Source organism: Anaeromonas frigoriresistens, from assembly GCF_016820655.1.
Classification (GTDB): Bacteria; Bacillota; Clostridia; order Tissierellales; family SIT17; genus Anaeromonas; species Anaeromonas frigoriresistens.
This window is the reverse complement of sequence record NZ_WSFT01000037.1, coordinates 37,610-60,786: the sequence shown is the minus strand read 5'-3', so window position 1 is coordinate 60,786 and position 23,177 is coordinate 37,610. Positions and strand designations below refer to the sequence as shown.

At 29.2% G+C, this 23,177-nt stretch carries 28 protein-coding genes, 1 pseudogene and 1 other annotated feature; of the genes and pseudogenes, 19 read left to right on the top strand and 10 right to left on the bottom strand.

Features of this window, described 5'->3' with window-relative positions:
* Nucleotides 1–124: 124 nt before the first annotated feature.
* Nucleotides 125–742 (top strand): hypothetical protein, encoded by a 618-nt coding sequence (locus GOQ27_RS10025; protein ID WP_203366723.1) that lies wholly within the window; start codon nucleotides 125–127, stop codon nucleotides 740–742.
* 24 nt (nucleotides 743–766) lie between these two features.
* On the opposite strand, the gene GOQ27_RS10020 is transcribed toward GOQ27_RS10025, so the two are convergent.
* The 4 genes from GOQ27_RS10020 to GOQ27_RS10005 form a co-directional block, all read right to left on the bottom strand.
* Nucleotides 767–1,108 (bottom strand): phage holin family protein, encoded by a 342-nt coding sequence (locus GOQ27_RS10020; RefSeq protein ID WP_203366722.1) that lies wholly within the window; start codon nucleotides 1,106–1,108, stop codon nucleotides 767–769.
* Nucleotides 1,109–1,575: 467 nt separating this feature from the next.
* A complete protein-coding gene (locus tag GOQ27_RS10015) occupies nucleotides 1,576–3,039 on the bottom strand; it encodes a S41 family peptidase (protein WP_203366721.1) in 1,464 nt (487 codons plus the stop codon).
* A gap of 93 nt (nucleotides 3,040–3,132) precedes the next feature.
* Nucleotides 3,133–4,533 (bottom strand): HAMP domain-containing sensor histidine kinase, encoded by a 1,401-nt coding sequence (locus tag GOQ27_RS10010; RefSeq protein ID WP_203366720.1) that lies wholly within the window; start codon nucleotides 4,531–4,533, stop codon nucleotides 3,133–3,135.
* On the bottom strand, nucleotides 4,523–5,233 hold the full coding sequence (locus tag GOQ27_RS10005) for a response regulator transcription factor (RefSeq protein WP_203366719.1): 711 nt from the start codon (nucleotides 5,231–5,233) through the stop codon (nucleotides 4,523–4,525). The genes GOQ27_RS10010 and GOQ27_RS10005 overlap by 11 nt, the downstream gene beginning before the upstream one ends.
* 106 nt (nucleotides 5,234–5,339) lie before the next feature.
* Here GOQ27_RS10005 and GOQ27_RS17500 point away from each other — a divergent pair, with 106 nt between their 5' ends.
* Nucleotides 5,340–5,606 carry a DUF454 family protein gene (locus tag GOQ27_RS17500; protein ID WP_203366759.1) on the top strand — a complete coding sequence of 89 codons (267 nt, stop codon included), beginning with the start codon at nucleotides 5,340–5,342 and terminating at the stop codon, nucleotides 5,604–5,606.
* 77 nt (nucleotides 5,607–5,683) lie between these two features.
* Here the strand turns inward: GOQ27_RS17500 and GOQ27_RS09995 are convergent, their stop codons facing one another.
* Nucleotides 5,684–6,064 carry a hypothetical protein gene (locus tag GOQ27_RS09995; protein ID WP_203366718.1) on the bottom strand — a complete coding sequence of 127 codons (381 nt, stop codon included), beginning with the start codon at nucleotides 6,062–6,064 and terminating at the stop codon, nucleotides 5,684–5,686.
* 163 nt (nucleotides 6,065–6,227) lie between these two features.
* Nucleotides 6,228–6,483 (top strand) — a binding site (T-box leader).
* A gap of 123 nt (nucleotides 6,484–6,606) precedes the next feature.
* On the opposite strand from GOQ27_RS09995, the gene GOQ27_RS09990 reads away from it, so the two are divergent.
* Nucleotides 6,607–7,131, top strand: a complete 525-nt coding sequence (locus GOQ27_RS09990; protein WP_203366717.1) for a tryptophan transporter — start codon at nucleotides 6,607–6,609, stop codon at nucleotides 7,129–7,131.
* Nucleotides 7,132–7,205: 74 nt separating this feature from the next.
* On the opposite strand, the gene GOQ27_RS09985 is transcribed toward GOQ27_RS09990, so the two are convergent.
* The 3 genes from GOQ27_RS09985 to GOQ27_RS09975 all read right to left on the bottom strand — a co-directional run bounded on the left by GOQ27_RS09985 (nucleotide 7,206) and on the right by GOQ27_RS09975 (nucleotide 9,168).
* Nucleotides 7,206–8,264: a C40 family peptidase gene (locus GOQ27_RS09985; protein ID WP_203366716.1), complete on the bottom strand. Its 1,059-nt coding sequence runs from the start codon at nucleotides 8,262–8,264 to the stop codon at nucleotides 7,206–7,208.
* A gap of 296 nt (nucleotides 8,265–8,560) precedes the next feature.
* Nucleotides 8,561–8,851 carry a YuzF family protein gene (locus GOQ27_RS09980; protein ID WP_203366715.1) on the bottom strand — a complete coding sequence of 97 codons (291 nt, stop codon included), beginning with the start codon at nucleotides 8,849–8,851 and terminating at the stop codon, nucleotides 8,561–8,563.
* A gap of 83 nt (nucleotides 8,852–8,934) precedes the next feature.
* On the bottom strand, nucleotides 8,935–9,168 hold the full coding sequence (locus GOQ27_RS09975; protein ID WP_203366714.1) for a DUF2249 domain-containing protein: 234 nt from the start codon (nucleotides 9,166–9,168) through the stop codon (nucleotides 8,935–8,937).
* Nucleotides 9,169–9,424: 256 nt separating this feature from the next.
* Here GOQ27_RS09975 and GOQ27_RS09970 point away from each other — a divergent pair, with 256 nt between their 5' ends.
* The 8 genes from GOQ27_RS09970 to GOQ27_RS09935 all read left to right on the top strand — a co-directional run bounded on the left by GOQ27_RS09970 (nucleotide 9,425) and on the right by GOQ27_RS09935 (nucleotide 16,303).
* A complete protein-coding gene (locus GOQ27_RS09970) occupies nucleotides 9,425–10,678 on the top strand; it encodes a GNAT family N-acetyltransferase (protein WP_203366713.1) in 1,254 nt (417 codons plus the stop codon).
* 194 nt (nucleotides 10,679–10,872) lie between these two features.
* Nucleotides 10,873–11,238, top strand: a complete 366-nt coding sequence (locus tag GOQ27_RS09965; protein ID WP_203366712.1) for a DUF134 domain-containing protein — start codon at nucleotides 10,873–10,875, stop codon at nucleotides 11,236–11,238.
* 19 nt (nucleotides 11,239–11,257) lie between these two features.
* Nucleotides 11,258–11,626, top strand: a complete 369-nt coding sequence (locus tag GOQ27_RS09960; RefSeq protein ID WP_203366711.1) for a NifB/NifX family molybdenum-iron cluster-binding protein — start codon at nucleotides 11,258–11,260, stop codon at nucleotides 11,624–11,626.
* 2 nt (nucleotides 11,627–11,628) lie between these two features.
* The gene (locus GOQ27_RS09955) at nucleotides 11,629–12,483 is read left to right on the top strand and encodes a nucleotide-binding protein (protein ID WP_203366710.1); all 855 of its coding nucleotides are present in this window, start codon (nucleotides 11,629–11,631) and stop codon (nucleotides 12,481–12,483) included.
* Nucleotides 12,461–13,324, top strand: coding sequence for an ATP-binding protein (locus GOQ27_RS09950; protein ID WP_203366709.1), 864 nt, complete (start codon nucleotides 12,461–12,463; stop codon nucleotides 13,322–13,324). The genes GOQ27_RS09955 and GOQ27_RS09950 overlap by 23 nt, the downstream gene beginning before the upstream one ends.
* Before the next feature lie 12 nt (nucleotides 13,325–13,336).
* Nucleotides 13,337–13,693, top strand: coding sequence for a NifB/NifX family molybdenum-iron cluster-binding protein (locus GOQ27_RS09945; RefSeq protein ID WP_203366708.1), 357 nt, complete (start codon nucleotides 13,337–13,339; stop codon nucleotides 13,691–13,693).
* A 126-nt stretch (nucleotides 13,694–13,819) separates the two neighbouring features.
* Nucleotides 13,820–14,539, top strand: a complete 720-nt coding sequence (locus tag GOQ27_RS09940; protein ID WP_203366707.1) for a M50 family metallopeptidase — start codon at nucleotides 13,820–13,822, stop codon at nucleotides 14,537–14,539.
* A 57-nt stretch (nucleotides 14,540–14,596) separates the two neighbouring features.
* Nucleotides 14,597–16,303: an ABC-ATPase domain-containing protein gene (locus GOQ27_RS09935; protein WP_203366706.1), complete on the top strand. Its 1,707-nt coding sequence runs from the start codon at nucleotides 14,597–14,599 to the stop codon at nucleotides 16,301–16,303.
* Nucleotides 16,304–16,346: 43 nt separating this feature from the next.
* Here GOQ27_RS09935 and GOQ27_RS09930 read toward each other — a convergent pair whose 3' ends face one another.
* Together GOQ27_RS09930 and GOQ27_RS09925 are read right to left on the bottom strand one after the other, a co-directional pair.
* Nucleotides 16,347–16,526 (bottom strand): alpha/beta-type small acid-soluble spore protein, encoded by a 180-nt coding sequence (locus GOQ27_RS09930; RefSeq protein WP_203366705.1) that lies wholly within the window; start codon nucleotides 16,524–16,526, stop codon nucleotides 16,347–16,349.
* 88 nt (nucleotides 16,527–16,614) lie between these two features.
* On the bottom strand, nucleotides 16,615–17,442 hold the full coding sequence (locus GOQ27_RS09925; protein WP_203366704.1) for an ornithine carbamoyltransferase: 828 nt from the start codon (nucleotides 17,440–17,442) through the stop codon (nucleotides 16,615–16,617).
* A 346-nt stretch (nucleotides 17,443–17,788) separates the two neighbouring features.
* Here GOQ27_RS09925 and GOQ27_RS09920 point away from each other — a divergent pair.
* The 8 genes and pseudogenes from GOQ27_RS09920 to GOQ27_RS09880 all read left to right on the top strand — a co-directional run bounded on the left by GOQ27_RS09920 (nucleotide 17,789) and on the right by GOQ27_RS09880 (nucleotide 23,170).
* Nucleotides 17,789–18,609 (top strand): annotated as a pseudogene (locus tag GOQ27_RS09920) (GNAT family N-acetyltransferase).
* Between the two features lie 26 nt (nucleotides 18,610–18,635).
* Entirely contained in the window at nucleotides 18,636–18,944 is a 309-nt protein-coding gene (locus GOQ27_RS17150) for a DUF6897 domain-containing protein (protein ID WP_252187803.1), read from the top strand.
* A 276-nt stretch (nucleotides 18,945–19,220) separates the two neighbouring features.
* Nucleotides 19,221–19,673 (top strand): hypothetical protein, encoded by a 453-nt coding sequence (locus GOQ27_RS09905; RefSeq protein WP_203366701.1) that lies wholly within the window; start codon nucleotides 19,221–19,223, stop codon nucleotides 19,671–19,673.
* A gap of 235 nt (nucleotides 19,674–19,908) precedes the next feature.
* The gene (locus GOQ27_RS09900) at nucleotides 19,909–20,487 is read left to right on the top strand and encodes a flavodoxin domain-containing protein (RefSeq protein WP_203366700.1); all 579 of its coding nucleotides are present in this window, start codon (nucleotides 19,909–19,911) and stop codon (nucleotides 20,485–20,487) included.
* Nucleotides 20,488–20,589: 102 nt separating this feature from the next.
* A complete protein-coding gene (locus GOQ27_RS09895; RefSeq protein WP_203366699.1) occupies nucleotides 20,590–21,057 on the top strand; it encodes a hypothetical protein in 468 nt (155 codons plus the stop codon).
* A 32-nt stretch (nucleotides 21,058–21,089) separates the two neighbouring features.
* Nucleotides 21,090–21,842 (top strand): HAD family hydrolase, encoded by a 753-nt coding sequence (locus GOQ27_RS09890; protein ID WP_203366698.1) that lies wholly within the window; start codon nucleotides 21,090–21,092, stop codon nucleotides 21,840–21,842.
* Between the two features lie 15 nt (nucleotides 21,843–21,857).
* Entirely contained in the window at nucleotides 21,858–22,265 is a 408-nt protein-coding gene (locus GOQ27_RS09885) for a hypothetical protein (protein WP_203366697.1), read from the top strand.
* Nucleotides 22,266–22,609: 344 nt separating this feature from the next.
* Complete coding sequence (locus GOQ27_RS09880) at nucleotides 22,610–23,170, top strand: GNAT family N-acetyltransferase (protein WP_203366696.1); 561 nt, start codon at nucleotides 22,610–22,612, stop codon at nucleotides 23,168–23,170.
* The last annotated feature ends 7 nt before the right edge of the window (nucleotides 23,171–23,177 follow it).

The window sequence follows — 23,177 nt, the reverse complement described above, 5'->3', positions numbered from 1 at the left end:
TTTGATAGGTAGTATATAAATTAAGTCTGAATAAAATATATAATATACATGTTTTAATAATGAATTAAATAAGGTAAGTTATATAAATTTATAGGGGTATATAATAGAAAGGGGGAAATTGACAGTGGAGAAAAGGCCTAATGATCATGAGGTGGTTATGCTAACAGGAAATGCAGATAAAACTTTTGTTCCAGTTTTTCACGGGAGAGGTACCCATTATGGAGGAAAGCAGAAATGGTTTAAGGATAAATTTTATCAAGATAAAGGTTGTGGGACAGTAGCGGCAGCTAATATAGCCTGGTATATGAGTAAATATGTCCCGGGATGTGAAGCGTTATATTCTAAGGCTGATATCTCTCTAGAAAATTTTATAGAACATATGAATGAAATACTTGCTTTTATAAAACCTAGTTTAATAGGGGTTCCTACTGTACATAACTTAGGTCATGGTATGGTATTATATGCTCAGAGTAAAGGCGTTAATTTAAAAGCCAATTATAAGTCTTGGAAAACAGATTCTTCAGAGTTTATCAAGTCAGGATTAAGAGTAGATTCACCTGTAGCTATGTTACAATATTATAGAAAAGTAGGATATAATTGGCATTGGCAGACAATTACAAAGTATTATAAAGACAATAAAACCCATGAAGAATATATAGAAACTTCAAATTGGGGTAGACAGTACTCTTATAATTTAAAACCATTTAAAGGGAATAAATTTGTATATTTCACATTAAAATAAGGCCATCAAAAGATGACCTTATTTTTACATTGCTTTTTTATCTTCAGGAATAAATATATCTACAACTCCTAATATTAAGGCACCAATAATAGCTCCAAATATAGTTACAGTAAAACCTTCTACAATCATTCCCGTTATATATAATATAGCTGCTGCTACAATAAAACCTACAAAACCTCTTCCAAAGGGAGATGCATCAATATTAGTGAATTTTAGTATAGCCCAGTCTAAAATACCAATAACAATCGCCGCTAATATTAAAGACCAGATTCCTCCTTCATTGGACATTCCCGGGGTGAAAAAGGTAGCTATAGCGATAGCAAGGGCTGCAACAATAATTTTAATAATTAATTTTCCAATGCTCATAGCATAAAATCTCCTTTCTATATTTTGATATCTTTATAATATTAATATACCCAATTTCAAGAATATAAATAATATTTATTTTTATTGAAATATAGGTTTTTATAATTTTAGAAGAACAAATTATAAGATGTAGATAATATAATAAATAGAAGGATTAATATTTAAAGAGTATATAGAGAGGAATTAATAATGAATTATTGGAATTATCCTAATACTAAAGAAAAAATATCTAAATCCAATGTATACTAACTATATATATTAGTTAATTATATTCCTGGTAGGATTAACGAAGAAAATTATCAATATATTCTTAGGGATGAGCGACTTTTTTCAGCACCCACTCTACCTACTCCAATTCAAGTAGGAGAAATCAATATTAATGCAAAAATAAAAGCAGTATTTACTTATTCTCCAAGAGTAATAACTAAAGGAAGCCTATATAGGCTTCCTTTAGTTATTTTATATGATTATAAACCTAATACTTCTAATCCTTTTTTCATAATAATATTTTCTTTATTCAATATATTTTCTATAGATGGAGATACAGGAATATCAGGCTCCACACCTTTAGTATCTGATAATCCTTCAACGTCTACTTTAAAGGGAAAAGTAGAATAATGGAGGCGAATTCGGGTATTAGGAAGAACTGTATCCTTTGACCTATCAGTACATACATAAGTTCCACCTGTTTCACTTCCTACTATGGTAGCTAAGTCATGATATTTTATTAATGATACAAAATGTCCTGCAGTAGAAAATACTGCTCCATCTGTTAATAGTGAGATATCACCATCAAATCTATTTTCTTGAGGAGTAAGGGTTTTATTAAATCCCAAAATATTAAAAAGAAATGGCACATCTTCTTGAAAATAATTCATTTCTTCATCAATTATATAGGTCATTAGCTTTTGAGCCATTTTTGGATCTGCTCCATAGTTGCCCCTCAGATCAATTATTAATTTTGAGATATCTTGATTTTTTAACTGAATAAAGAATTCTTCTAAAAAATCATCAAATTTATTATCTTTTTCTTCCATAAATACATTAATATCTAGTACTGCATAATCGTCATGTACTTTACCGTCATAATAATTACCGTCTTTGTAATCAGCAAAATGAATTGACCAAGCATTAGTATTAAACTCATCTCTGTATTTTGCATCTAGATTTACTACACTAGAAATACCTTTATTATTTAATATTTCAACTTCAAAAGTATCCGAATTATCTACAAAGTCATAGAACCTACTATTAAAATGCTTGCTTATGATATAGCGAGCTTTAGCTTCAATCGTACTATCTATACTAATATTTTCAACTAAAGTATGGATAATTTCATCCGTAGTTTTTCCATTGATAGATATTATTCTATTTCCTTGTTCAATACCATTTATTTTATCTTCTTCTAAAAAATATAGTTGATCATCTACTAGGGAAACTTTTAATGGGAAGAACTTTGCTGTATCTTTTCTATTCTTTTCTAATCCTTCTGAAATGTAAAGGTTAGTATGACCACATCTAACATCTGCAATTATAGGATTGATTAAGCGATAAAAATCTAATTCTGTCATACCATCATTAATTTCATTACGCGTATTTTGGATCTTTTGATTTAATTCATCTTTATCTGCAAAATATAGGGGGTTCTCGTTCATCACAATTTCTTCTAGCTGGTTAAGGTCTTTAGTTAATTCTTGTTTGGAATAAGTTTTTGTATTAATCTCATCTACTTTTACAAATCTACCAAAGGTACCTGTAATTAATAAAATTACGGCTAATAATAGCCATCCTAAACTCCATATTCCCATAATTCTTTTTCTTTTACTTTTAAATTTATTACTTATTATGATAAATAAAATAATTGTAAGCAATAAAAATAGTACTGTAAATACAATAGGCATATCTATTGGAATAACACTCCATTTATTCATTGAAAACATGATAATATCTCCTCCTTTTAATCATCTACTATAGATTTTAGCAGAGTAAAATTAAAAGGAACTTATCTAAATCTTAAATCTATCTTAAATAGGAAGAATAATTTCGAATTTGCATCCTACATTTTTAAATGTCTGAAGGGTAATAGTACCATTATGAGCTTCTACTATTTTCTTAACGATGGTTAAACCCAATCCACTACCACCGGTTTGGGAATTTCTTGATTTGTCTTCTCGGACAAAAGGCTTAAAAATCTCTTTTTCTAATTCCTTATCTATACCTATACCATTGTCAGCAACAACTATACTTACAGTATCCTTTTGTTTAGATAGACTTACTGATAGGGTAGTTCCTTTAGAGTTATACTTAATTGAATTTGTGAATAGATTAAAGAATACTCTATCCATCTGTTGAGGATCTATACTTAAAATAATTTCTTTCTCAGGAATGTTAAAATCCCATTGAAATTCACTTTCTTCTAATAAAGGAAGTGAATCAGAGATTTTTTCTCTTAAAAATTCTCCTATATCAACTTTTTGTAAAGAAAGCTTGAAGTCTGGGCTATCTATTTTAGATAGATGAAATAAGTCCGTAATTAATCCATTTGCTCTTAAACTATTATTATATATGATTTCTAGATATTTCTGTTTTTGTGTGCTATTCACATTATTCTCTAAGCACAATTCTGAATATCCTAGAATGCTAGATAATGGATTCTTTAAATCATGAGATACATCTAGAATCATTTGTTTTCTTAAGCTTTCTGATTCTTCTCTAAATTTCTTTTGAACTTCTAATTGACTAGCTAGATGATTAAAATTCTTTTGTAACTCAGCGAATTCTGCTGTTAAATGTAGATTTACTCTTTCTTTATAATCTCCTTGAGCTAAATTTTTCGTACTCTTACATAATTCTCTTAAGGGTTTAATAAAATTAGCAGATGATATCTTGGCATAAATGGAAGTGCTTATAACTAGCATTACTATATATATAATAATAATAGAAAGAATTATTGAAAGAACTCTGACAAAATCTGATGACATAATTTCTTCGTTGGTTACAATTCCAAAGAAAATACGTAAAGATACTGGAAAAGTTACAACCAACCAGAAATCCTGGGATTCATTGTACTCTATACTATAATTATAATTATTTTCTTTCCTTTGGGAATTAATTAAAAAATTAGACCATTCCTCTGTAGTCAACTCAGTATTTGTTATTCCTTTAGTGCCTCCTAGGTTAATTACCTTTAAATTTTGTGTTACTACTTGTACACTTCCGTTATTCTTTATTACTTCTCCTACCTGAATAGAATTATAATCATCTTTCATTAAGGTTTCAGCTGTATAAGTTTTACTTATTAGATCTTTATTTAGGATACCATCAACAAATAGCAAAAGAAAATATGCAATAAACACTAATAAAGTAGATATAAAAAACATTAATATATAATTTTTCAATAGTTTTCTAAATATACTATGCTTCATCTTTTATAACCTCTGATTTTGAAAATTTGTAACCAATACCTCGAATAGTTTGGATGTATTGAGGGTTTTTAGGATCATCTTCAATTTTATTACGAATATAACTGATATGTACCATTACAGTATTGTTATCAAAAAAATAATCCTCTTCCCATACTGCTTCATATAACTGTTTTTTTGTAAATACCTTGCCAGAGCGCTCCATTAGATAGCTTAATAGTAAATATTCTTTTGCATTTAATATAATTTCTTGTCCTTTTTTATATAGACAACATGCATCTTTATCTAAGGTTAAATCACCACATTTAATATACTCTTTATAAGTTTTACTTTCACTGTTATATATTGTTGTACGTCTAAGTTGAGAATTTATTCTAGCTTTAAGCTCTGCAATACTAAAAGGTTTTATAAGATAATCATCAGCTCCTAGTTCTAAGCCTAATACTTTATCCATTTCTTCACCTCGTGCAGTTAAAAATATGACTGGTATATAGCTTTTAGATCTAATTTTTCTAAGTAAATTGAAACCATCTAACTTAGGCATCATTACATCTAATATTGCTAAATTTATATCCTCACTATTAAAAATTTCTAAGGCTTCAATACCATTTTTTGCTGGATATACAGTGTATCCTTCACTTTTTAATTGGTCTACTATCAACTCACGGATGTCCCCTTCATCCTCAGCTACTAAAATATTCATATTCCCACCTCCTGTTATAATTTTATCACAATAGGTTAGAAGATTTGTTGTAAAAATAATTAAATTCATAACAAAGTAAGACTATCATTTTTGTATGGAAACATAAATAGAGCTAAACCTCTTTATTATAAAAGGAATATTAGTTTTCATAGGAACATTATCAGTAATTCTTGGAGTTATAGGAATTTTTCTCCTTCTATTACCTACAACACCATTTCTATTATTAGCAGCAGCTTGTTATATAAGGGGATCAAAAAAGTTTTATAATTGGCTTATTAGCAATAGATTTTTTGGAAAATATATCAAGAATTATAGTGAAGGGAAAGGAATTGCTTTAAAAACAAAGTATAAACAAGCGATTACATTCGTATGATAAAGAAAATACTCTTAATAACATATTAAGAGTATTTTCTTTATGGTTATATTCTAATGCTTTTTTAGTGTTTTCAATTAATGCATTTCATCTTGATCTATTTCATGTAGAAGAATCTCATTTATACGTTTTTCTATTTTCTCAAGATCAAATTTTGCTTCTTTTTTTATGCTCTTTCTAAGCATTGGACCGATTTGTTGAATGTCGTCTTTAATGTCATATAGTAGTTCTAAGGCAGCAGAAGCTTCTAATTCACTTCTGGGCATTTCTACCATTTCTTCTAGAATTGAATTTTCAGTTCTAGAAGCTATTATTGGAGATTTATTTTCTTCCACATGTACGATTGTTCTCCTACCAGGACCTCGGTCATTCTCAATACGCTCTAAACTGATGATTTTATCGGAACGAGCAAATTTACCATAACCTAGAGGGACCATAACTCCTTCTTTAATTTCCATATTATATACACCACCTTATATGAAGATTTATTTAAAATTTAATTGAATAATATTATTTTACTTATAGTTTAGGCTTTTATTCTTCTTATATATATTAATACCCTAAGATACCATAGAAAATTATTGACTTTAACATTTTGAAATGTTAGAATATTTAAAATACTTAAAGTCTTTGATTAGGAATAGTAATTAAATTATTTTCTATTTCAGCGAATCGGAGTTGGTGTGAGTCCGATATAGAATATTTGATGAATGGTCCTATGAGGTGCTCAATCAAATCCTTAGGGGAGAGTAGTTGGTGTCGGGGGTTTCCCGTTATAGAAACAGGATATCGAGATTCTATTCTCTGTATCTGATAAGAGAGATAGTTTTGCTATCTAATCTGGGTGGTATCGCGGAAGTAACCTTTCGTCCCTTATTTTAGGGATGAAGGGTTTTTTATTTTTAAAATTTTAGAAGGAGGTGCAAAAGATATGACTTGAACTTATGAATCAGATGAAATTCATTGGCAAAACAAAATAAAAATTAGGGAGAAATTTTTTATGGACTTAAGAAAAAATATATTAACTGCATTATTATTAGCTATAGGATTTATTATGCATCAAGTTGTACCTGGAGCACTAGGAAGTATGAAATTTGATTTTATGTTATCATTTATGTTTGTGGCTCTGATTATTAATAAGGATTTTAAAAGCACTCTTCTAACAGCTTTGCTAGGGGGTATAATAACAGCAATGACTACTACTTTTCCTGGTGGTCAAATTGCTAATATTATAGATAAGATTGTAACATCTTTAGTAGTATATGGTTTAATAATGATTTATAGTAAAGCTAAATTTAATGTAATAACTATAGGTATAATATCCTTTATTGGCACTATGGTAAGTGGAACAGTTTTTTTAGCAGTAGCATTATTTATGGTGGGGCTTCCTGCTCCATTTAATCTTCTTTTTGCTACTATAGTTATTCCTACTTCCATAACTAATATCTTTATAACAGTAGTTGTTCATAATGTAGTTATAAAAGTAGTTAAGATAACAAGGATCAAGTTTATAGATATAGTATGAAGGGATAAAATATAATTAACACATAAAAAATAGTGAAGCAATTAATTGCTTCACTATTTTTTATGTGTTTTTAATTAATATACTCTTCTACCGTATGAATAATGGGAATTCCAGTAGCTATTACTCAAACTTACAATAGCAACACCTTTAGAAGAAGTAGCACTTATGAACTCATTATTTCCTAAATATATACCTGTATGACTAGGTCCTGCTTTATAAGTACCACTAAAGATAACTAAATCTCCTGGTTGTAAATCAGATTTACTTATTTTTGTACCTACAGAAGCTTGAGCTGAGGAACTACGAGGTATATTTATGCCGTATTTATCATATACAACTTGAGTAAATCCTGAACAGTCAAATCCAGATGAACTAGTTCCACCATATCTATAAGGTACTCCTACATAACTTTTAGCTGCATTTATGATATTATTTGTAATATTTTCTCTACCATTACTTTCACTGCTTGTATTCTCTTTAGGTGCAGGTGTGCTAGGAGCAGAATTAGTATTACCTAATGCATTATTTATTGTTCTAATAGTATTAGGACCAGCAAGTCCATCAACTTGAATACCTTGAGATCGTTGGAAAGACATTACTGAATCTGTAGTAATACTTCCAAAATAAGTTGTAGTTTTATAAAAATCAAAATGCCCTAATTGTTTAAGAGCTTGTTGTAAGTTTTGTACGTCTTGTCCTGTGACACCTCTCTTAAGAAGTCTAGTATAGCTTAAACTAGAAGCTGAGCTATTAGTAGTCTTAGGAGCTGGTGCAGGCTTTGGTTCAGAAGATCTATTTGCTGGTTCTTTTCTAGGAGAACCACTTACTTTATTCATTAAAGCTTTATATGAATTTGGACCAAAGTATCCATCTACCACTAATCCATTTGCTCTTTGGAAATCTTTAACTGCGTTTAATGTAACATTTCCAAAGTATGTAGTGGTCATATGATAGTTGAAGTGACCTAGATCCTCCAGATGTTGTTGTAGTACCATTACATCATTATTACGCATTCCTTTTCTTAGTACTTGATCACCTAAATCTGCATAAGCTGGAACATTAGAAAAGGTTAATACTCCTATTAATGTAAGGGTATAAATCATACCTTTAGCACTGTACTTTTTTAAAACCACCTAATACGCCTCCCCTTAAAATTATTAATTATCTTTCTTTATCTATTATATAGTATAGATGGACTAAATAAAAGGGTTTTTGTAATTTAATTGTAATATTAGATAACAAAATTTAGGTTAAAAGGGTATTTTTATGGTAAAATAGGCTGTTTTAGAAGGGTATTATTAAAGTTATATTACATTAAATATCTAAATTTTTAGAAAATCATAATAGAATAGAAATTGTTAAACACCTTATAAAAAATTCATAAAATTAAACCCTAGATATCTAGGGTTTAATTTTATGAAAAATATTGTTATCTATATCTAGGATCACAATCGTTATTAATATCTGGCATAATGTGTACAATTTCTGCAATTCGTATAAAGAATCTCGAATCATCAGAACTTTCACCAATAACAATATGATCAGGTTTAATATCTAAAAGTCTACCATGAAGGGATCCTCTCACTGTTTCCACAACTAACTTTTTACCTTTTAAGGTCATTAGGGCAGCTACCACATAAGGATCTACATTAGAAACCTGCATAGGTTTTTGCATACTTGGATATCTATCATATCTATAATCATCTTCATATCTATTCATAGGGCTATAAGGATAATTCATAATATCACCTCTTTATATATTTTCAATATATATTATTCTAAAGAAAATATAATGTGACAATGCTATTTCTTTCCTATAGAAACTCGCCATATTTCTGGGCCTTCTTCTAAGTACTCCCATTCAAATTGATCAGTATACTCTGCCATTAGTTGATAATGTAGAGGACGAGGGTCATGATCATTAATAAGTTCCATTTTTTCTCCCTTATCTAAACTATGGAATGTTTCAAAAATAACTCTATGTTTATCTTTAGGTTCATATTTAGGTGCATTCACCTGGGCAGCGAATTGTGACATGTTAAATCTCCTCCTAATTGTTATATATGAATATTACTTTTTACTGTATACAGATATAATAGACTATTCTTAAAAATTATGATGTGATTGCAGTCACGCCACAGAAAAATTCACTAAAAATTATAGTTTGTGTTAGTTTGTATTGTGAAAATAGAAGGTATATAAAAATATTTATTGAACTTAATAGTGAGGGTATAAGTAGATTAGAATAATAAATATAATAGTGTTTTATTACAAATTAATAAGGAGGATTAGTATGAGAGAAATTAGAAAACTTAATGAAGAATATATTGATGAATATACAGAAATTGCTTTTAATGCATACCCAAGTTTTAAGGATTTTACTAAAAAAGCTATGGATAAATATAAAAAAGAAGCATTAGATATTTTAAAGAACGATTCAGTGGTTACCTTCTATGGGATGTTTGAAAATGACAAGTTGATTGGAGTAATGCGCCTATTTGATTTTGAGATGAATTTCTTTGGAAAGATAATTCCAGTATCTGGTATTGGATTTTTAGGGGTTCATTTAATGCATAAAAAGAAAAAAGTGGCTCGAGATATGCTAGAGTTTTATGAAAAACACTATAAAAATAAAAATGTACCTTTGGGACTTTTACTTCCTTTTAGACCAGATTTCTATAAAAAAATGGGCTATGGTTTTGGTACTAAGATGAATCAATATAGATTACCTACTGAAAGATTACCTGAATACAGAAAGGAATCTGATATTAGATATATTAATGAAGATGGATTAGAAAAAATATTGGATTGTCATAATAGGGTAGTAGAGAAGACTCATGGGATGATGAAGAAGTTTGGAGATGAGATAAGACAAATATTTGGGGATGAATTTAATAGGGTAATAGGAAGCTATGATAAGGAAGGAAATATTGAGGGATATATAGTATTTAAATTCCTAAATGGCAAGGAAGGAAATTATACTATAAATAATATATATATGAAAGAATTAGTATATGAAAATCCAGAAGTACTTAGGAAATTATTAGGATTTTTGAGAAAACAAGATGATCAAGTTCATTTAATAATATTTAATACAGAAGATGAAAATTTCTATTATCTATTTGATGATCCAAGAAATGATTCATTAAATTATATACCCTATGGATATTTAGAGACAAATACTCAAGCTGTAGGAGTAATGTATAAAATATTTGATATAAGAGAAGCTTTTATTCAGTGTAGTCATAGAAGTTATAATAAGGCTAACATAAGAGTAAGGTTTTTAATTGAAGATTCATTTATTGCAAAAAAGGAAGAAGAAATAATAGTTAAATTTGAGAATGGCAGAGCAATCTTAGATGAGGAAAAATTTGATGTAACGGTTAAAATGGACATTAGTGATTTTTCCTCACTATTTTTAGGAGCTACCAGTTTAAAAGGACTTTGGAGTCTAGGGTTAGTAGAAATAGATAAGGGAGAGTATTTAGATGAGTTAGATAGAGCATTTTATTATAGTCAAAAACCTGTGTGTTATACAGATTTTTAAAATATTTAACTCTATTATTTAATGGAACATAAAAGAAAACTTAATATAGGTTTGAATTGTAACTCCCTTAATTATAATTAAGGGAGTTAATTTTTTATAAAATTATAGAATAGTTATTGACATATGTCATAAAAGGAGTATAATTATATATGTAAATGGCATATGTCAATAACTTGAAAAGGGGTGAATTAATCATGCCGAGGCCTAGGAAAAGAAGAAGAGTATGTTGTCTGCCGGAAAGTAAAAGGTTTGGTCCTGTAAGAGGGCAGGAATCTTTAGATGATTATATTACTATGACGGTGGATGAGTATGAAACCATAAGATTAATTGATCTAAATGACTTTACCCAAAAAGAATGTTCTGAACAAATGAATGTAGCCCGCACTACTGTTCAAAGTATCTATAATGATGCTAGAAAAAAACTTGCAGATTCTTTAATAAATGGAAGAATCATAGTTATAGAAGGTGGAGACTACAAACTTTGTGAAGGTGGAAAGAAACAGTGTGGTAGAGGATGTAGAAGACGAAGACTTGAAGAAGATTTATTAATAGAAGAATAAAATAAAGAGGTGACTAAAAATGAAATTAGCAATGCCAACTAATACAGATTCTATGGAAGGAAGAGTAAATAATACCTTTGGACGTAGTCCCTACTTCCTTATTTATGATACTGAAACAAAGGAGGGAACTTTTTTTAATAATCCTGCAGCAGCAAGCCACGGAGGTGCTGGTATAAAAGCAGCTCAAGTTATAGTAGATAAAAACATAGATGCTTTAATTACTCCAAGATGTGGGGAAAATGCTGCTAATGTTTTAAATCAAGCCAATATAAAAATATATCAATCATTGAATGATACTATTAGAAATAATATTTCAGCCTGTCAAGAAGGAGAATTAAGCACTTTAGAGAATATTCATGCTGGTTTCCATCATCATGGAGGTAGGTAAAGATGAATATTGCAGTATTAAGTGGGAAAGGTGGAGCAGGTAAAACATTAGTATCTGTAAACCTTTCTGAAGTATCAGAAAATTCTACATATATTGATTGTGATGTAGAAGAACCTAATGGTCATCTGTTTTTTAAACCGGACAATATAATTAAAAACAATATCTCTGTTAAGATTCCTATAGTTAATAATGATTTATGTGAGGGTTGTAGAACCTGTGTGGATTTTTGTAAATTTAATGCATTAGCTTATACTGATAAACTATTAATATTTGATGATATTTGCCATTCCTGTGGAGGATGTATGAGGTTTTGTCCAAATGGAGCATTATCAGAAAAAGAAAAGGTTATTGGTGAAGTTCAGAAGGGAGTATCCAATGGAATTGATGTGATCTCAGGAATATTAAATATTGGAGAGCCTTCTGGAGTACCGATAATAAAAGAATTACTAAATCACATAGATGAGAATAGCCATTACAATATAATTGATTGTCCTCCAGGAAGTGCCTGTGTAGTAATGGAGAGCATCAAGGATGCAGATTATTGTATCCTAGTCTCAGAACCCACTGTATTTGGAGCTCATAATTTAAATATGGTATATGAATTAGTTAAGTTATTTAACAAACCCCATGGTGTAGTGATAAATAAATATATCAATGAGGATAATCCCACGGAAAAATTATGTAAAGAAAAAAATATAAAGATATTAGATAGGATTCCCTTTGATAAAGAGTTAGGAAATCTAAATTCTGATGGAGTAATAATATCTAGAGAAAAGGATGAATATAGAGAAGTATTTGAATCATTACTTAACACTGTTACTAAGGAGGTAAAATATGAAGCAATTACTAATCCTTAGCGGAAAGGGTGGTACAGGGAAAACTACTATAACCAGTGCCTTTATAAAGTTAGCAAATAATAAAGTGTTTGCAGATTGTGATGTAGATGCACCAAATTTACATCTACTTATGAATAACTTAGATAAAGGAAAAACTTCTGATTTTTATGGAATGTCTAAGGCAGATATCAACACTGATAAATGTATAGAATGTGGTTTATGCCAAAAAAATTGCCATTTTGATGCTATACGTAAAGATGATAAATATAAAGTTGATCCCTATAGCTGCGAAGGTTGTGGAGTATGTGAAAGAATTTGTCCAGTGGATGCTATAGAACTAAAGCCTGATATTGCTGGAGAGTTAAAACTATATACCGAGGATAATATATTCTCTACTGCAGAATTAAAAATGGGGAGCGGTACATCGGGGAAACTCGTCACGGAAGTGAAAAATCAACTTAAAATACCAGAGGTAGAAGAAGAATTAGCTATCATAGATGGTTCCCCTGGAATAGGATGTCCAGTTATTGCATCAATAACTGGTGTAGATATGGTTTTAGTAGTAGCAGAACCCTCCATTTCAGGAATTAATGATATGAAACGTATTATAAAAACATCTCAAAGATTTGGAACTAAAACTGCTGTATGTATAAATAAATATGATATAAATGATAAAAATAGTAAAAAGATACAAATGTTTTGTGAAGAAAATAAAATACCATTTGTAGGGAAAGTACCCTTTGATACTAAAGCAATAGAGGCTGTTAATAAAGGCAAAACAATTGTTGATGTGAAATGTGAATCAGGAGAAGCTTCTATAAAAGTATTTAATAATACTATTAAAATATTAAATGAAAATTAAGGAGGAGTCTATATGAAAATAGCAGTAGCAAGTGAAAAAGATAGGGTGTCTCAACATTTTGGACACTGTCAGAATTTCAATATTTATGAAGTTGATAAAGATAATATTGTCAACATGGAATCTGTTCCAAACCCAGGACATAAACCAGGATATTTACCCAATTTCCTAAATAAATTAGGAGTAAATATTATCATCTCAGGAGGGATGGGAGCTAGTGCAATAAATTTATTTAACTCTAAAGATATTGAGGTTATCACTGGTGCTCAAGGAAATGTAGATGATATAGCCGGTAAATATATAAAAGGTGAACTAGCATCAACAGGATCAATATGTCATCAACATTTACATCATGAAGAGTGTGGAGAGTAGAAATTAATATAATGGGGCTATAAAGTTATAACTTTATAGCCCCATTATATTAATAAAAATAAAAGGATTTAAATAAGTTATTATAGAAGTATACTATAAGAAAATTTATTCTTAAGGAGAATGTATATGGAAATAATATTATTTATAATTCAAGCATTAATAAGTTACTTTATAGTGGTGACTATCCACGAACTAGGTCATATAATAACAGGAATACTATCAGGATTTCGTTTTATACTTTTTGTAATAGGTCCCTTTGGATTAAAGAGAAATGATAAAGGGAAAATAACTTTTTATATAGAGAAGAATAAAGCGTTGTGGGGAGGAATAGGGGGTACTGTACCAGTTGATGATAAGAAAGATAATTTTAAGAATTTCAGAAGATTGATTATAGCAGGACCTCTTACTTCTTTATTATTTGGAGTTATAATGTTAATAGTATTCTTTTATAAGTCATACTTATTTATACTATTATTAGGGGCTATGGCAGTTGGTATATCTATAGCTACTTTACTCCCCTTTAGGGCTGGAGTATTTTATACTGATGGAGGAAGATGGCTTAGAATGAAGGGAAATGATCATGACGCAAAGGTAGAATTAGCTATATTTAATTTTATACAAAGTTATTCTATTAATAAAGATTATTCTAAATTAAATATAGAGGATACTCAACTATTAATTGAAGATAAAGATCCTAGAAATCAATATATGGGTCATTGTTTTGCCTACTATTATTATAAAGACAATAATAATCTAAATGATGCAGATATAGAATTAAAGAAAATGAAAGAACTTCAAAGTCATGTACCTAAAAATTTTGTAAAGTTGTTAGCGGCAGAAGATTAGATTTATGGTAAGTATATTAACATAGGATAAGCATTGAAGTAATAAGGAGAGATTATAATGAAGTCATTTAAAGAACTAGAGAAAATAATAGATAGAATTGATGGTAAAAGCTATAAATCTTATAAACAACTTCAGGGGCAATATCAGTTCCCTAACTTTATATTGTCTATTGACTATGTTCAAGGAGATCCATTTGCTTCTCCTTCTAGAATTCGGGTTACTGTCCCGGGAAATAAATCAGGATTTTCATCTGGACTATATGATACTTCATACAAGAAAAAGGCAGTGGTAGATTTTTTAAGTAGAGTTGTAGGTGAAAATATATATAAGCATTATGAAAATGTAGGAGGATCAGGGAAAAGTGGACTTCTTTCTATTGGACATTGTGGACAGGAAATATTAGAGAGGAACTATATTATAATTGATGAGAAAATAGTTGAAGCTAGACTTACAGTTGGGCTTCCAGCAGAAGGACGAAGAATTCTTGGAAACAAAGCAAAAACTATCTTCTTTGAAGCTCTACCTAAGATTGTAGAATCATCTCTATTTTTCAACGCTATCTCACAAGAGGATCTTTTGAAACAAATTAATCTATTAGAAGATCAAGCTTATTTACGGAAAGAGATAGAAAAAAGAGAATTAGTAGCCTTTATTGCTAATGGAAGTATAATTCCTAGACAAAGTGGAGTATCCCAAAAACCTATGAGAAAAGGAGTGGTACCTTTTCTAAGTCCTAAAGAATATGAAATAGATATCAACCTTCCTAATCAAGGAACTATAAAGGGAATGGGAATTCCAGAAGGGGTTACACTGATAGTTGGAGGAGGATTTCATGGGAAATCTACTATACTTAAAGCCTTAGAACTAGGGGTATACGACCATATTTTAGGAGATGGTAGGGAATATATTGTTATTAGAGAAAATGCGGTCAAAATAAAATCAGAAGATGGCAGAAAGGTTGAAAAGGTGAATATTTATCCATTCATTAACAATCTTCCAATGGGGGAAGATACTAAGAGATTTTCTACAGAAAATGCCAGTGGAAGTACCTCTCAGGCGGCAAATATAATGGAAGCCCTAGAAATAGGAACAGATTTACTATTAATAGATGAAGATACCAGTGCTACAAATTTTATGATTCGGGATGGAAGAATGCAAAAACTTGTTCAAAAGGAGAAAGAACCCATCACACCTTTTATTGATAAGGTGCGAACATTATATGAAAAAAATGGTGTGTCAACAGTACTAGTAATTGGAGGGTCAGGGGATTACTTTGAGGTAGCAGATCATGTTATTATGATGGATGAATATCATCCTAAAGATATGACTAAAGAAGCAAAAGACATAGTTGAGGAAATAAAATATCAACGGAAAATAGATGAAGTCACTTTAATTAAGGATGATACACCTAGAACTTTATTAAAATCCTCATTTTTCACAGGAAGAAAAGGAGTTAAAATAAAGTCTAGAGGAATAGATACAATTACATATAATAAAATGGATATTGAATTGAGGAATTTAGAACAGTTAATCCATTCTGACCAGACCAATACTATTTCATTTATAATTAAGTATATAATGGATAATATAGCAAATGATAAGAGAACATTAAAAGAAGCAGTGGATAAGGTATATGAAGAGATGAATACAAAAGGTTTAGATACAGTTTCTCCATACCAAGGAAATCCTGGTAACATGGCTCTTCCTAGAAAATATGAGATTGCTGCTACTTTAAATAGATTTAGAAACTTAAAAATAAAATAGCTTAATAATATAAAATCCGAGATTTATCTCGGATTTTATATTATTAAGAGTCTTTATTAATCATTTGTTCTTCACCCATTTTTACTAAATCTCTAACTATATATCCAGTATGTCGTGAAGCTAGAGCTCTTGGGTCATCTACACCAAATTCCTTAGCAATTTCCATTTTATATTTCTCAAAAGCTTGTCGAGCTTCCGGGACAACTAGTTTTTTTCTAGACAAGGTTTTCCACTCCTTTAATATTATAGAATTCACTTTCTATTAATTAGAGTGTGTAATAATGGAATAAATATGCTAATATAAATAGTCATTATATACTAGAAATATCATATATTCCTAAGCACCATAAAATAATTGCTTGTTGCACATATATTAAATTTTTCTTAAACTCATACCCTACAAAGCATTCAGAATCTATTACATCCTTACTTACTTCTTCATTTCTAAAAAAAGGTGGACAGGGATTTAATAAAGAGTTCTTTTTTGTTAATTTCATTCGTTCTAATGTAATTTGATATTTACTTATATATTCATCATTTATTAGATCTGATGGAAGAGGATCTGTTAGGATTATATCTGTAACTCTAAGTACATCCTCTAATTCTATATCATTATTAGGAGATATATGATGAAGATTAAGATTCATTAATTTTGAAATATTAAACCAAGAATTAAAAATATTACCCTCTTCTCCAACAAAAGTGTAGGTTAGATCTGTGAAATTATCTCTTATTCTGCTTATTGAATAAACATCTGATAATATTTCACAGGGATGATTTTCGGATGTCATTGCATTAATAATAGGAATAGAAGCGTACTTAGCTAATTCTTCTATTGTAGAATAGTCCTTATGTCTTACAATAACTCCATCTACCCAATTCTCCATATAACTTATAACATCTTCTAGCTTTTCTTTTTTATCTAAGGTATTAGGGGGGAATAAAATAGTTTTACCTCCTAAATCACTGATACCTTTTTCAAAAGTTACTCTGGTTCTTAAACTGGTTTCTGGGAAAAATAAAACAAAAGTTTTTCCTTGTAAAATATTAGAAGTCTTTTGTTCTCTTAACCTATCAGCTAGATCAAAAATCTTTAAGGTTTCCCCTTCAGTTAAGTCATTGATTTTTAGTAAGTTCATAAATCAATCCCTCCTTATCAATTAATATCTATGTAGTGATTTTGTAATTAGAATATATTATTAGTATATAAAAAGCAATTAAATATTAAGAGTATTATGAAATAATTTAGTGTGATAGAAGGGATTAAAGTAATTAAGGAAGAAATATATATGACTCATATGTTACTTAGTACCTTATTGGATAGAAAAGCTTCAAAAGGAAGAGGTATTAGGATTTCAGGCATCAAAGAGGACAGGTTATGTAAGATGTAGAGTAGAAGGAGATAGAGTGATATTACAAGGAAAAGCTAAGATGATATTAGAGGGTATATTTAAAATATAGTATGATTTAAGGGGGAATAAAAGTATGATATACGAATTAAGAAAAGAAGAATTTTCTAAAGTGATGCCTTTATTAAGAGGGGACTTTATTAACCTAGAAATAAAAGCAGTAGTAGAAGGGTACAATCCTGGCTGGGTATTTGTAGATGATATAGAAAATCCTCAAACTAGCATGGTATGGTCTAGAGGAATAGAAGGATTTTACTTTGTTGGAGATGAAAATAATCCTAAATTTAATGACTATATAAATAATTTCATAGATAAAGAAATATACCCAAGAGCTAAGGAACTAGGATTAAATAGCTTTGAATTTAGTGGTACCAGTAAGGAATGGGATAATACTCTAAGAAGTATATTTGAGAATAGAAATATAGAAATCTCAAAGCAGTTTGTTTATAAACATAAGAATCTTCAAGATACTATCTTTGATCATATACCTTTAGAAGAAGGATATAACTTAAGAAAAGTAGATGAGGATTTATTAAATAATAATAAATATGACTTAGAATATGTAAAAGAAGCTATTTATGAATGGTGGGATTCAATAGAAGATTTTATTAAATATGGAGTAGGATATTGTATTTTACATAATAATACTGCAGTATGTTCCTGTGTGACAAGCTTTATGATAGAAGACTCTATGGAGTCCCATATAAAAACCAAAGAAGAACATAGAAAAAAAGCCTTGCAACTAAAGCTGTAGGGCAATTTGTGAAGTATTGTAAAGATAATGGATATGAGCCTTACTGGGAATGTATGGAGAAGAATTTTGGTTCAAGAGCTTTGGCAGAGAAGTTTGGATATAATAAAGAATTTGAGTATTACTTATATGAATTTGATTTTTAAGATTTAAATAAAAGGAGGATACCTATTTGAACCCTGCAATTTGGATTGCTATATTTTTTCCTATGTTTGTATTGTTTTTTATTATTTTACCTCAGCAAAGAAGTGCAATAAAAGGAGTAGTTTTGAAAATAAAAAATAAAGGAGATGTAAGAATTATGATAAATGAAATTATAAATAAGTATATAGGAAAGCAATGTGAGATATCTACAGGTACCTTTGGTATCAATGTAGAAGGAAAAATACTTGAAGTTAATAATAATTGGATTGAGATAGAAACAAAAAAAGGGAATGAGTTAATAAACGCAGAATTTATACAAAGAATCAAGGTAAAATAAGTAAATAATTAGAAGTCCTTCAATATATATTGGAGGGCTTCTAGTTATATTGAATAATATAAAAGGTATTTTCATTATAAAGATAGAATTATATGAATATTATAACAATAATCATTTTAATATGAATTACAACAATGGAATTTAGATAAGAAGATTAGTGATAAAAAAATATATTAAAGTAGGGGGAAGTAAACTAACAGTAAAGGAGATGATATTATTATATTATTTAGAAGAGCTTTACTTGAAGGTATAATTTTTTCAGTTTTATTTGGTGCAATGGTGACATTTATTCAAATAATAAATCCAAGACTTGAGCTACATAACTATCCTCTAGAGATAAGAAAAACTGTAGTTCCAAAAACCAAAGAAGAGAAGAAGAAGTTCAATATACTAGCTATTCCTATGTTTGTTATTCTAATAGTTTATTTATTAGGAACTATTACAATGGCATACTCAATGCACGCAACAAGATATTCAATTTTATTCCTACATAGCTTCATAGTGATTATGACCTGGAATATATTTGACTTATTAATTATGGATTGGTTAATATTTTGTACTATTACTCCAAAATATCTAATAATTCCAGGAACTGAAGATAATGATTCATATAAAGATTATAGATATCATATTAATGGTAGCTTAGGAAAAGGTCTTATCCTTGCTATTATAAGTATAACTATTTGTTCAGGAGTTAGTTGGTTGATATTAAAACTTTTCATTTGGTAGTAATATACATCTAAAGATATATTATTAAGTGAAAATAGAAATATATGAGGTAATCTCTAGAGCTCACTTTTTTAAAGGTTAAGTTATACAAGTATATGAAATTTATAAATAAGTATAAATCTAATACTATATTGTAAGATAATGTATTAGAATCGTAAAATTTTATCTCGTAGTAGAGTGTTTTGTATTTATATGTGAGATAAGGAAAAATATATTAAAGTAGGGGGAAGAAGATATGAATAACATAGTGGTAATTTATCAGTCTAAGTATGGGGCAACGAAAAAATATGCAGAGTGGTTATCTGAAGAATTTTCTTGTGACATAATTGAAACAAAAAAAGCTACAATTGATGAGGTAGAAAAATACGATGTTATCATCCTTGGAGGCGGTATATATGCCACAGGAATTTCAGGTATTTCTTTTATTAAAAAAAATTATGGAAGATTAAAAGATAAGGATATTATTGTTTTTGCAGTAGGAGCATCTCCCTATGATGAAAATGCAATGACTCAATTAAGAGAACGTAATTTTAAGATGGAATTATCACATATTCCCTGCTTTTATTGTAGAGGTGCATGGAATGAAGAAGATATGTCATGGAAAGACCGCACATTATGTAATTTATTAAAAAAAGCAGTTGAGAAAAAAGATTCAAATACATATGAGCCGTGGGAAAGAGCTTTAATGGAAGCAGTTGGATCTAGTAATGATTGGACAGACAAGGAATACATTGCACAAATTATTGAACACGTACAGAAAGCCAAACCCTTAGGAATAGCTTACTATGAAGCAAAACATAATAATAAAAATTAGATAAAGGATATAGTTAGGAAAGGATTAGAAGATGGAAGCATTAGTTAATATATTTAGATACGATAAGTTGTATAGAGTAATAAAATATGAGGAGGTTATGTGATGTATTATATAAAGTTTAGTTTGTTATTTGTATTAGCTCATGGGTTAGCATATACAATTGCAGGAGCAATAGCTTTGAAGTTCAGTAAAGATATTTATGAAAGCAAGAAAAGACATTGTGATTTTTTAAGAGATATGTCAAATAAAGAAGAGAGTATCCATGTTTCTCTTTGTTTTTTACCAGCTCAAATTCTAAGAGGATTGTTAATGTCACTTGTACTTTTTCCATTATTAAATGCTTTAGGAGAATTATCATTTATACTAAAACTTACCTTTTTTAGCAGCTTAGTATTTATATATACACATATAGCTTCTACATCTCCCTTTATAGATAATATAGAAGGTTTTGTTTATTTTAAAAAGGAATATTTAATTAAGAAATTTTTTCTAAAATTCCAACTAGAAATGATTATATATAGCATATTATTTGGGATTCTTATGAGCTTAGGTATAAGTTTTATGCTCTAAAAAGATTATAGTATTTGCTACAGGAGCATCCTTTGGAAGGAAGAAGTAATAGAATAAGTAATAGAGAAAATGAGGAGGTATTTATGATTTTCTTTGACTTGGATGGAACACTATTAGATCATGATTCGGCAGTTAAGAAGGCTTTAATAAGAATGATAAAAGTAAAGAGTATAGATTGGGGTTATGGCGAAGAGGAAGTTTATAAAGTGTGGAGTGAAAATTTAGAAAAGTATTATGAGTTATATTTAAAAGGAAAGTTATCTCATTCTGAACAAAGAGTAGAGCGTATGAAGGCTTTTTATAAGAAATTCGATGTAGATTTGAGTGATGAAGAAGTTGAAGAATCATTTAATACATACTTAGAAGCCTATGAAAATAATTGGAGATTGTATGAGGATGTAATTGAGTGTTTAAGCAACTTAAGAAGTAGTCAACTCGGAATAATTAGTAATGGCTATTTTCCACAACAGACAGATAAACTAAAAAATACAGGAATATTTGATTTATTTAAGGTGATAGTTACATCTAATGAATTAGGGATTGCTAAACCTAAAAGAGAAATATTCCTACATGCCTGTGAAAAAGCACAAGTTAATGTTCAGGATTGCATATATATAGGGGATAGATGGGATGCAGACGCGATTGGAAGTAGCGAAGCAGGGATGAAGGCAATATGGTTAGATCGAGCAGGAACATATAATGGAAGTAAAGATAATATAGAAGTGATTAATACCTTGAAGGAATTAAGTCCATTATTATGTAAATTAAAGATAAGTAACATATAAAAGGAGAAGGTCACTATGAAAATTTATGAAGACAAATCATACTTTGGATGGGATGGAGATAATGGAGTTGGAGAGATGTTAATCCAACAAATTATTGATGGAATGAAAACAGCCACTTGTAGTTTTAAAATACTTTATGAGGAACAGGAATTGGAAGAAGTATTTGGGAGAAAGGGTAAAATTGTAACGGTATTTAATAATGAAGAAGAACCAAGATGTAATATTAGAATTTTAGATATTTTCGAAACTACCTTTGGAAATCCAGATATGAGATTAGTAAGGGGAGAAGGTGATGGAGAAGATATTGAAAGGTTTCAAAAGGATCATTGTATAGCTTGGTACAACACCGTTAAAGATAAAGATTTAACAGACGATACCATCTTTATAGTAGAGTTATTCGAACTTGTAGAGGTAATGGAATAGAATCTGAAATCGTATATGTTGGAGGCATATTATGGAGATGATAGATGCAAAACAGAAGAGCAACAAAAATATATTAGATTTCAGAAAAAAGAAAAATATAGAGGAGATAGTTAATTTTATAGATTTTAACATATAAGTAAAATATATTTGTTAATAAAAAACATATACCACTAAGATTTAAATCTTAGTGGTATATGTTTTTTATTATGTATTGAAATAGCTAGAAAATATTGAAAATAAACAAACTTTATAATATTATATTTATATAATTAATAAACAATGATAAACCATGTTTAAAATAATGTAAATAGATTAAGTTATTAATAAAAAGGAGGAAGATTGTTATGGAAAAGAGAAGATTATTAAAAAGGGAAGAAGAAACAAAAAACTTATATATAAGAAATGCAACAAGAAAAGAGTCTGAAGATTTACAGGAAATATGTGAAGTATGGAATAAGGGAGATAAGGAATATCTCGAAGGAAGTAAATTCCCTAATAATTATATTGAAAAGTGCTTTAAAGAAGGAGATTTACCACCAACCCCAGAAGCTAGTATAGAACAATATACCTTAAAATCAATATATCTCAAAGAAGAAGGTAAAATAATAGGTTTCTTTGATACATATCACGGATATCCAACAGAAGATACATTATTTATTGGGATTTTATTGATTGCTCCCGATTATCAAAGGAAAGGTTATGCTCAAGAAGTTATAGATTTTATTTCTAAAGAAGGAGGAGTACTTAACTATAGAAGAATTAGCATAGGAGTTTACTTGAAAAACTGGAAAGCTCTGAGGTTTTGGACAAATGCAGGATTTGATAAAGTTTTAGGTGTATATGGAGATAAAGAGTATAATGAAAATAGTTTTGCTTTTGTAGGTTTAGAAAAAAGTTTAGTTTAAGAATTGA